General features: G+C 66.9%; 8 protein-coding genes. 3 read left to right on the forward strand and 5 right to left on the reverse strand.

Annotation, left to right across the window (positions count from 1 at the left end; translation table 11 throughout):
- Together JO059_RS19145 and JO059_RS19150 are read left to right on the forward strand one after the other, a co-directional pair.
- Positions 1–1157, forward strand: a 1157-nt coding sequence (locus JO059_RS19145) for a ubiquinol-cytochrome c reductase iron-sulfur subunit (protein ID WP_293321577.1), incomplete at its 5' end; no start/stop codon positions are given.
- Entirely contained in the window at positions 1154–2863 is a 1710-nt protein-coding gene (locus tag JO059_RS19150; protein ID WP_293321579.1) for a cytochrome bc complex cytochrome b subunit, read from the forward strand. The genes JO059_RS19145 and JO059_RS19150, both read left to right, overlap by 4 nt.
- Positions 2864–2913: 50 nt before the next feature.
- Here JO059_RS19150 and JO059_RS19155 read toward each other — a convergent pair whose 3' ends face one another.
- The 4 genes from JO059_RS19155 to JO059_RS19170 form a co-directional block, all read right to left on the reverse strand.
- Positions 2914–3549 (reverse strand): DUF2561 family protein, encoded by a 636-nt coding sequence (locus JO059_RS19155; RefSeq protein ID WP_293321581.1) that lies wholly within the window; start codon positions 3547–3549, stop codon positions 2914–2916.
- Complete coding sequence (locus tag JO059_RS19160) at positions 3549–4517, reverse strand: MmpS family transport accessory protein (protein WP_293321583.1); 969 nt, start codon at positions 4515–4517, stop codon at positions 3549–3551. The genes JO059_RS19155 and JO059_RS19160 overlap by 1 nt, the downstream gene beginning before the upstream one ends.
- A 183-nt stretch (positions 4518–4700) precedes the next feature.
- Complete coding sequence (locus tag JO059_RS19165) at positions 4701–5120, reverse strand: cytochrome c oxidase subunit 4 (RefSeq protein WP_293321585.1); 420 nt, start codon at positions 5118–5120, stop codon at positions 4701–4703.
- Between the two features lie 13 nt (positions 5121–5133).
- Positions 5134–6231, reverse strand: coding sequence for a cytochrome c oxidase subunit II (locus JO059_RS19170; RefSeq protein WP_293321587.1), 1098 nt, complete (start codon positions 6229–6231; stop codon positions 5134–5136).
- 171 nt (positions 6232–6402) lie between these two features.
- On the opposite strand from JO059_RS19170, the gene asnB reads away from it, so the two are divergent.
- Complete coding sequence (asnB, locus tag JO059_RS19175) at positions 6403–8349, forward strand: asparagine synthase (glutamine-hydrolyzing) (RefSeq protein WP_293321591.1); 1947 nt, start codon at positions 6403–6405, stop codon at positions 8347–8349.
- A 75-nt stretch (positions 8350–8424) separates the two neighbouring features.
- On the opposite strand, the gene JO059_RS19180 is transcribed toward asnB, so the two are convergent.
- On the reverse strand, positions 8425–9245 hold an 821-nt coding region (locus JO059_RS19180; protein WP_293321589.1), incomplete at its 5' end, for a carbohydrate kinase family protein.

Here is a 9245-nt window from a genome sequence, read left to right on the forward strand (position 1 = left end):
CCGGCACGCAGCCCACCGAGGCTGAGCTGAACGCGATGTCGAAAGAAGACCTGGTCCGGCTCGGCGGCCGCCTCGACGGTGTCGAAACCGTCTTCAAGGAGCCGCGATGGCCCGTCGAGGGCACCAAAGCCGAGAAGCGCGCCGAGCGCGGGGTCGCGCTCTGGCTTTTGCTGGGCGGCGGCTTCGGGCTGGCGCTACTGCTGATCTTCTTGTTCTGGCCGTGGGAGTACAAGCCGAAGGACGCCCCGGGCAGCCTGCTGTACACCCTGACCACCCCGCTGTACGGCCTGACCTTCGGAATGTCGATCTTGTGCATAGCGGTCGCGGCGGTGCTGTACCAGAAAAAGTTTATCCCCGAAGAGATTTCGATCCAGCAACGGCATGACGGCGCCTCCCGGGAGCTCGACCGCAAGACGGTGGTTGCCAACCTGGCCGACGCCTATCAAGGTTCGACGGTCGGGCGGCGCAAGCTCATCGGCCTGTCGTTGGGGATGGGACTGGGCGCCTTCGGTCTGTCCACCTTGGTTGCGTTTGCCGGCGGCCTGATCAAGAACCCGTGGAAGCCCGTCGTATCCACCGCCGACGGTCCCAAGGCGGTGCTGTGGACCTCGGGCTGGACCCCGCGCTACAAGGGCGAGACCATTTATCTGGCCCGCGCCACCGGCTCAGTCACTTCGTCACCGTTCATCAAGATGCGCCCGGAGGACCTCGATGCCGGCGGCATGGAAACGGTCTTCCCGTGGCGGGAGTCCGACGGGGATGGCACCACACCGGAATCGCAGGAAAAGCTCCGCTCGATCAACCAGGGCGTCCGCAACCCCGTGATGCTCATCCGCATCCGGCCCAGCGACATGCCACGGATGGTCAAGCGTCAGGGCCAGGAGAGCTTCAACTTTGGCGAGTTCTTCGCCTACACGAAGGTGTGCTCGCACCTGGGTTGCCCCGCGTCGCTGTACGAGCAGCAGACCTACCGAATCCTGTGCCCGTGTCACCAGTCGCAGTTCGACGCCCTGCACTTTGCCAAGCCGATCTTCGGTCCGGCGGCCCGTGCGTTGGCGCAACTGCCCATCACGATCGACTCCAACGGGTATCTGGTCGCCAACGGCGACTTCATCGAACCCGTCGGACCGGCATTCTGGGAGCGCACGACATCATGAGTCCGAAATTCAGTCCCCCCAAGATCGGTGACGTTCTGGCCCGCCAGGGCGAGGACATCGACACGCGCTATCACCCCTCGGCGGCGGTACGCAGGCAGCTCAACAAGGTGTTCCCGACGCACTGGTCCTTCCTGCTGGGTGAGATCGCCATGTACAGCTTCATCGTGCTGCTGCTCACCGGCGTCTACCTGACGCTGTTCTTCGACCCGTCCATGGCCGAGGTCACTTACAACGGCGTCTACCAACCGCTTCGCGGCGTCGACATGTCCAAGGCTTTCGCCTCGACGCTCGACATCTCGTTCGAGGTGCGCGGCGGACTGTTCGTCCGCCAGGTCCACCACTGGGCCGCTTTGCTTTTCGCCGCGTCGATCATGGTGCACCTGGCGCGCATCTTCTTCACCGGCGCCTTCCGGCGGCCGCGCGAGACGAACTGGGTAATCGGCTCGCTGCTGCTGATCTTGGCGATGTTCGAGGGGTACTTCGGCTACTCCCTGCCCGACGACCTGCTGTCCGGCATCGGGTTGCGCGCCGCCCTGTCGTCGATCACGTTGGGGATGCCGGTGATCGGCACGTGGCTGCACTGGGCATTGTTCGGCGGCGACTTCCCCTGCGGCGGCGCCGGCAGCGAATGCGCGACGGTGGGCGCGATCATCCCGCGCATGTACGCCCTGCACATTCTGTTGTTGCCGGGGATCATCCTGGCGCTGATCGGGCTGCATCTGGCCATGGTGTGGTTCCAAAAGCACACCCAGTTCCCCGGCCCGGGCCGCACCGAGCACAACGTCGTCGGTGTGCGGGTGATGCCGATCTTCGCCGTCAAGTCCGGCGCGTTCTTCGCGGCGATCGTCGGCGTGCTGGGCCTGATGGGCGGCCTCCTGCAGATCAACCCGATCTGGAACCTGGGCCCCTACAAGCCATCTCATGTATCGGCCGGCTCCCAGCCGGACTTCTACATGATGTGGACGGAGGGCTTGGCGCGTATCTGGCCGCCGTGGGAGTTCTACTTCTGGCACCACACGGTTCCGGCAGCGGTGTGGGTGGCGTTGATCATGGGACTGATCTTCATTCTGCTGATCATCTACCCGTTCATGGAGAAGCGGTTCTCCGGTGACTACGCGCACCACAATCTGTTGCAGCGGCCGCGGGATGTCCCCGTGCGGACCTCTATCGGTGCCATGGCGATCACGTTCTACATGGTGCTCACGCTCGCGGCCATGAACGACATCATCGCCTACAAGTTCCAGGTCTCTCTGAATGCGACGACGTGGATCGGGCGCATCGGGATGGTCATCCTGCCGCCGTTCGTCTACTTCATCACGTATCGGTGGTGCATCGGGTTGCAGCGCAGCGATCGCGAGGTGCTCGAGCACGGGATCGAGACCGGCATCATCAAGCGGCTGCCGCAGGGGGCGTACATCGAGCTGCACCAGCCGCTCGGCCCCGTCGACGCCCATGGTCACCCGATACCGCTGGAGTACGAGGGCGCCGCGGTGCCCAAGCGCATGAACAAGCTGGGCTCGGGAGGATCGCCGGGCATCGGCAGCTTCCTGTCCGCCGACCCGGCGTCCGAGGACGCGGCGCTGCGCGCGGCGGCGCACTCCTCCGAGCAACGTGCCCTTACCGCGCTGCGCGAGTACCAAGACAGCATTGTCGGATCGCCGAACGGCGAGCACGCGGGGACAAACGGCGAGCACGCCGAGCATTAGCCGGGCGATGGCTCGGTTTCGCGGACGATCGACGACGCGCTGGCGGTCGGCTAGCGCGCGGCCACGGCGCGGCGCAGCTGCCGGATGTGTAGCCGCTCGACGACCGGCATCGCGGCGGTGACGACGCCGGCCAACGCGTAGCCGACCCAGGATCCGCCGTCGTGACCGACGGCCATCAGATAGGTCGCCACCGCAACAGCGATCAGCGCGGCGCCCATTATTCCGGTCAGCGCGACCGTGCCGCGTAACCAGACCCGGTCCACGTCGGCCCCCGACCACTCGTCCGTCGTCTCCGGCGCACGCGTGACGCGCTGCTGGCGCGCCCGTTCGGCCGCGGTACGCGGAGCCGGCGACATGAGCCGCACCGGCGGCCTGGCCTGCCCCATGGCCGACCGGCCGGCCGAGTCCGTCCCGGCCATGCGACGAGCCCGCACCAGCACCGGTATCGCTCCGGCGATGACGAGCGCGGACACCATGATCACGGCGTACAGCACCCACGTCGTGTGGGAGCTGCCGGCGGTCTTGTGAAAGCCCCGGCCCAGGTCGACCAGCGCGACGGCGGCCGCCACGCTGACGCCCAGCAACACCAGCCAGATGGCGGCGCAGGCCCCCACCAGGATGCGGTCGACGACGTCGGGCGGGATCGTGTCTGACCCGCGCCGATATGCGGAGTATCTGCTGACCATCAGCAACTCGTCTGCGGCGCGTCGCTGTTGTTCGACGACAGCACCGCCCCGTCGCTGGTGGTGATCGAGCAATTGAGCCGGCTGACCCGGAAAAGGCTGGACGCCTGCACCGATCCGACGTCGGAGGTGGAGATCGGTGTGACGGTCATCGACCACGGGATGTAGACGTTGTGCTGGGTCCTTGGCCGGCCGGAGGCGTCGACGTAGGTCACCGAGATGATGTCGCCGGGTGCCTTCGTCCCGGTCACCGAGTAGGTGACCTGTCGGGGACCCGTCGGGGCGGTGGTCGGTGGCGGCGGCGCCACTGCTGCCGAGGGCGCAGTCGCGGGTGGCGACGCCGGAGCAGTGGCCGCCGGTGGGGGTGGCGGCGGAGGAGGCGGAGTCGGCGTCACCGTCACGGTCTGGGTCTCCGTCGCCGTCGGGGTCTCCGTGCTCGGCGGTGGCGGCGGGGGCGGGGGCGGCGGTTTGGTAGTCGTTATCTGGTCCTGTGTCGGCGGGGCCGACACGGAGGTCGACGGGGCGGTGCTGGTGGCCGGGTTGGCCAGCTTGCTCGTGCTGGTACGCGTGACGAGCAGGGACACCGAAACCACGAGCGCGATCGCGGCAACGATGGCGGCCACTCCGACCACCCATGGCCAGCGAGGGGCGCGATGCTCGTCGTCCGCTGCCGCGGAATCGTCATAGCCGTCGTAGTCGTAGAGCATCAGGTCGGTCGGCGCATAGGGGCCGCCGAGGAAGTGCTCGGATTCGGGTGCCGAGTAAGCCCGCGAGTACGCGTCGGTCTGCCCGGTCTGATCTGCCGCTGCAAGATCGGCGCTGTCGTCGGGGGGCCCGAGCTGGGTATGGGAAACGGGTTCCGATTCCGCCAGTTCGTCGCCGGACAGCCCCGCAGGATCCGGATCGTGCTTGATTTCGCCGGCGGAATCGGGTTCGTCAGGTTGCCATCCCGGAGGATTCGGCCCGCTCATGTCTGCCTGCCCTGTCCAACTTCATCACCAGAACGCGGGGCTCCGCGGCTACTTCGTGGCGAGCGCGACTGGAAGATTCTCATGGTGCCTGGGCAAACCCTACCGAACCGAAGGCGCAGAAGAACTCTCGGCAAACGGGCCACAGACCAACTGACGCCCTGATTGTGACCTTCGAGGAGCTGATCAGTGCTTCTCAGGGCCGATGTAGTACTCGAACACCAATCCGGCCACCGACGTGAGGATGAACATCACCCCCGCGACGATCAGCCACGGCAGCCAAAGCCCGATACCCACCGCAGCCACCGAGCCCGACAACGCGATCAGAATCGGCCACCAACTGTGCGGCGCGAAGAATCCCAACTCCCCTGCGCCATCGCTGATCTCGGCGCCCTCGTAGTCTTCGGGCCGGGTTTCCACCCGCCGCGCAACGAAGCGGAAATAGGTCCCCACGATCGCCGCCATACCACCGGTGAGCGCCAGCGCGGTGGTACCCGCCCACTCCTCGCCGCCGGTGGCGTACACCGCGGTCAATACCGCGTACAGCACCGCCGCGAACAGGAAAAAAGCGGCGATGAATTCGAACAGCCTCGCTTCGATGTGCATGGCGCGTCCTCACCTACTGGCTGGCGGTCAATTGACCGCGACGAGTGTCGAACGGGTGGGTGGTCACCGCCACCGGGGACTGGGCGATCGCCTGCAGCGCCTCGGCATTGGTCTTTCCGCCGATCCGCTGCTCCAAGTAGGCCTTGAAGTCGTTCGCCGCCACCACCCGGACCTCGAAGTTCATCATCGAGTGATACGTGCCGCAGAACTCTGCGCAGTGACCGACAAACGCGCCGGTCTGGTTGATCTGCTCGACCTGGAAGACGTTGACGGAGTTGTTGGCCTCGGGGTTGGGGAAGACGTCCCGCTTGAACAAGAACTCCGGCACCCAGAAGGTGTGCACGACGTCTGCGGACGCCAACCGGAATTCGATGCGCTTGCCGGCGGGCAGCACCAGCACCGGAATCTCGGTTGGGGTTCCGAGGGTCTCGACCTTGTCGAAGTTGAGGTAGGTCCGGTCGGCGGTGTTGAGTCCGCGGATCGGCCCGACACGTTCCTCACCGTGGGCGTCCTTGCCCTCCGGCTTGGAAACCATCGCGTTCTTGCGGGCCGGGTCGGCGCCGTCGTAGGTCAGCGTGCCGTCCTTGAAGTTGACGCGCTGATAACCGAACTTCCAGTTCCACTGGAAAGACGTGACGTCGATGACGACCTCGGGATCCTTGGCCGTGTGCAGCATCTTCTCCTGCACCACCACGGTGAAGTAGAACAGCACGGAGATGATGAGAAACGGCGTCACGGTGAGCACCAGCTCCAGCGGCATGTTGTAGCCGAACTGCCGGGGCAGCTCCGTGTCGCGGGCCTTCTTGCGGTGGAACGCGGACGCCCAGAAGATGAGGCCCCAGACGATCACCCCGACCACCAGTGAAGCGATCACGGCCCCGATCCAGAGCTCCCGGTTGACGTGGGCTTCGGGAGTGATGCCCTTCGGCCAGCCCAGCGCCAGCGCTTCCGACCAGCTGCATCCGCTCAGACTCACCGCCAACAGACCCAAGGTCGCGGCCAGGCCCAGCGACCGAAGGCGACGGAACCGACCCCGGTGGCTGGCGCCGCGACGGCGCCGGAACGTGCCCTGCGACAAACGATGCGAACGGACCTGCCCGCGAGGTGTCACGTCGCGCCTCCTGCTCGGATATGAATACTACGCAGCGTAGACCACGCCGCTCACCGCGGCGACGAAACCCCGGCCGGTCGGTCCGTCACGCTCCACCCGATTGCGGCATACTGGGGCGCCGTGTGTGGTCTGCTCGCGTTCGTCGCGAACCCGGCCGGCCCCGGCGAGGACATCGCCGGCGCGGGGGCCGATGACACCGCGGCGGCTCGCGCCGCAGAGGCCGACGGCGCCATCTCGCGCGCCTCGCACCTGATGCGCCACCGGGGGCCCGACGAGCCGGGCACCTGGATGGACCCCGGTGCCGACGGTTCGGTGGTGTTCGGATTCAACCGGCTGTCCATCATCGACATCGCGCACTCGCACCAGCCGCTGCGGTGGGGTCCGCCCGAGGCGCCCGACCGTTATGTGCTGGTCTTCAACGGTGAGATCTACAACTACCTCGAGCTGCGCGACGAACTGGCCGCCCGGCACGGCGCCGCGTTCGCCACCGACGGCGACGGCGAGGCCGTCGTCGCCGGCTACCACTGCTGGGGAATAGACGTCTTGACCCGGCTGCGGGGCATGTTCGCGTTCGCGTTGTGGGACACGACCACCCGCGAATTGTTCTGCGCCCGTGACCCTTTCGGCATCAAACCACTCTTCATGGCCACCGGTGCGGGCGGCACCGCGGTGGCCAGCGAGAAGAAATGCCTGCTGGATCTGGCGGATCTGATCGGGCTCGACACCCACATCGACGAACGCGCGGTGCAGCACTACACCGTCCTGCAGTACGTGCCCGAGCCCGAAACGCTGCACCGCGGCGTGCGCCGGCTGGAGTCGGGCTGCTTCGCCAGGATCCGGCCGGGCCTTGCGCCGGAGATCAACCGCTACTTCGTCCCGCGGTTTGCCGCCGTACCGATCACCCGAGATAGCGAGCAGGCCCGCTACGAAGAGATCACCGCCGTGCTCGAGGACTCGGTGGCCAAGCACATGCGCGCCGACGTTACGGTCGGGGCCTTCCTTTCGGGCGGCATCGACTCCACCGCGATCGCAGCGCTGGCCATCCGGCACAACCCTAGATTGATCACGTTCACCACCGGCTTCGAGCGAGAGGGCTTCTCGGAGATCGACGTCGCGGTGGCCTCGGCGGAGGCGATCGGCGCCCGCCACGTCGCCAAGGTGGTCAGCCCGCAAGAGTTCGTCGACGCGCTGCCCGAGATCGTCTGGTACCTCGACGAGCCGGTTGCCGACCCCGCGCTGGTGCCGCTGTTCTTCGTGGCCCGCGAGGCCCGCAAGCACGTCAAGGTCGTGCTCTCCGGTGAGGGGGCCGACGAGCTGTTCGGCGGCTACACGATCTACCGCGAGCCGCTGTCCTTGAAGCCGTTTGACTACCTGCCGGGTCCCCTGCGCCGTTCGATGCGCAAGGTGTCCAAGCCGCTGCCGGAGGGCATGCGCGGCAAGAGCCTGTTGCACCGCGGTTCGCTGACGCTCGAAGAGCGTTATTACGGCAACGCCCGCAGTTTCTCCGACGCGCAGTTGCGCGACGTGCTGCCCGGTTTCCGCGACGATTGGACTCACACCGACGTGACCGCGTCCGTGTACGCCGAGTCGGCCGGCTGGGACCCGGTGGCCCGCATGCAGCACGTGGACCTGTTCACCTGGCTGCGTGGCGACATCCTGGTCAAGGCCGACAAGATGACGATGGCGAACTCGCTGGAGCTTCGGGTGCCATTCCTGGATCCGGAGGTGTTCGCCGTCGCCTCCCGGTTACCCGTCGAGGCGAAGATCACCCGCACGACCACCAAGTACGCCCTGCGGCGTGCCCTGGAGCCCATCGTTCCGGCGCACGTGCTGCATCGGCCCAAGCTCGGATTCCCCGTGCCCATTCGACATTGGCTGCGCGCCGGCGAACTGCTCGAGTGGGCCTACGCGCTGGTGGACTCAGCAAAGGACGGGCAAGCCGACCGCCTGGTCAACCTGGCGGTCGTGCGCCGAATGCTCGACGAACACCGAACCGGTGCGAGCGATCACAGCCGCCGGCTGTGGACCGTGCTGATCTTCATGCTGTGGCACGCGATCTTCGTCGAAGGCAGCGTGACGCCGCAGATCGGCGAGCCCGTCTACCCGGTCCAGCTCTGAGGTGGCTCGCGAGAGTAACGCCACCGCAAAAAAGTCGGCGAAATGGGCAGTGCGCTTAAACTCGCGGACCAGGAATCACGCGAGCACGCCGGTTATCTCGGCGGACGCATCCTCACCGTATGCGCCGGCCAGCCGCGACGCCGCGAACTCGCGGTCCCAGGTCCATTCCTGGGTGCCCTCCGACTCCAGCACCAGCACAGCGACCAGCGAGCCCAGCTGCGCCGAGCGCTCCAGGCTGAGGCCCGCGCTGCGCCCGGTCAAGAAGCCCGCGCGGAAAGCGTCGCCGACGCCGGTGGGGTCGACCTGGCTGGTTTCGGGCACCACGTCGACGTGGACGCGAGCGCCGCTGGGCTCGACGAGGTCAACGCCCTTGGGGCCCAGCGTCGTCACCCGCAGCTCCACCTGCGCCATCACCTCGGCCTCCGTCCAGCCGGTCTTGGACAGCATCAGGTCCCACTCGTAGTCGTTGGTGAACAGGTACTTGGCGCCATCGATGAGCTGGCGGATCTCGTCCCCGGAGAGCCGGGCCAGCTGCTGGGACGGGTCTGCGGCGAACGGCAGTCCGAGGTTGCGGCACTCGGCGGTGTGCACCAGCATGGCGGCCGGGTCGTTCGCCCCGATGATGACCAGCTCCGGCGTGCCGATGGCCGCGACCACGTCCGCGAGCTTGATGTTGCGGGCCTCCGACATCGCGCCCGGGTAGAACGACGCGATCTGGGCCATGTCGACGTCGGTGGTGCAGGTGAACCGCGCCGTATGCGCGCTCTCGGAGATCAGGACGTTGTCGCAGTTGACGCCGTGGGCCTGCAACCACTCGCGGTACTCCGTGAAGTCATCCCCGGCCGCACCGACCAGCGCGACGTCGCCGCCCAACACACCGATGGCAAAAGCGATGT

The sequence above is a fragment of the Mycobacterium sp. genome (assembly GCF_019247615.1).
GTDB lineage: Bacteria > Actinomycetota > Actinomycetes > Mycobacteriales > Mycobacteriaceae > Mycobacterium.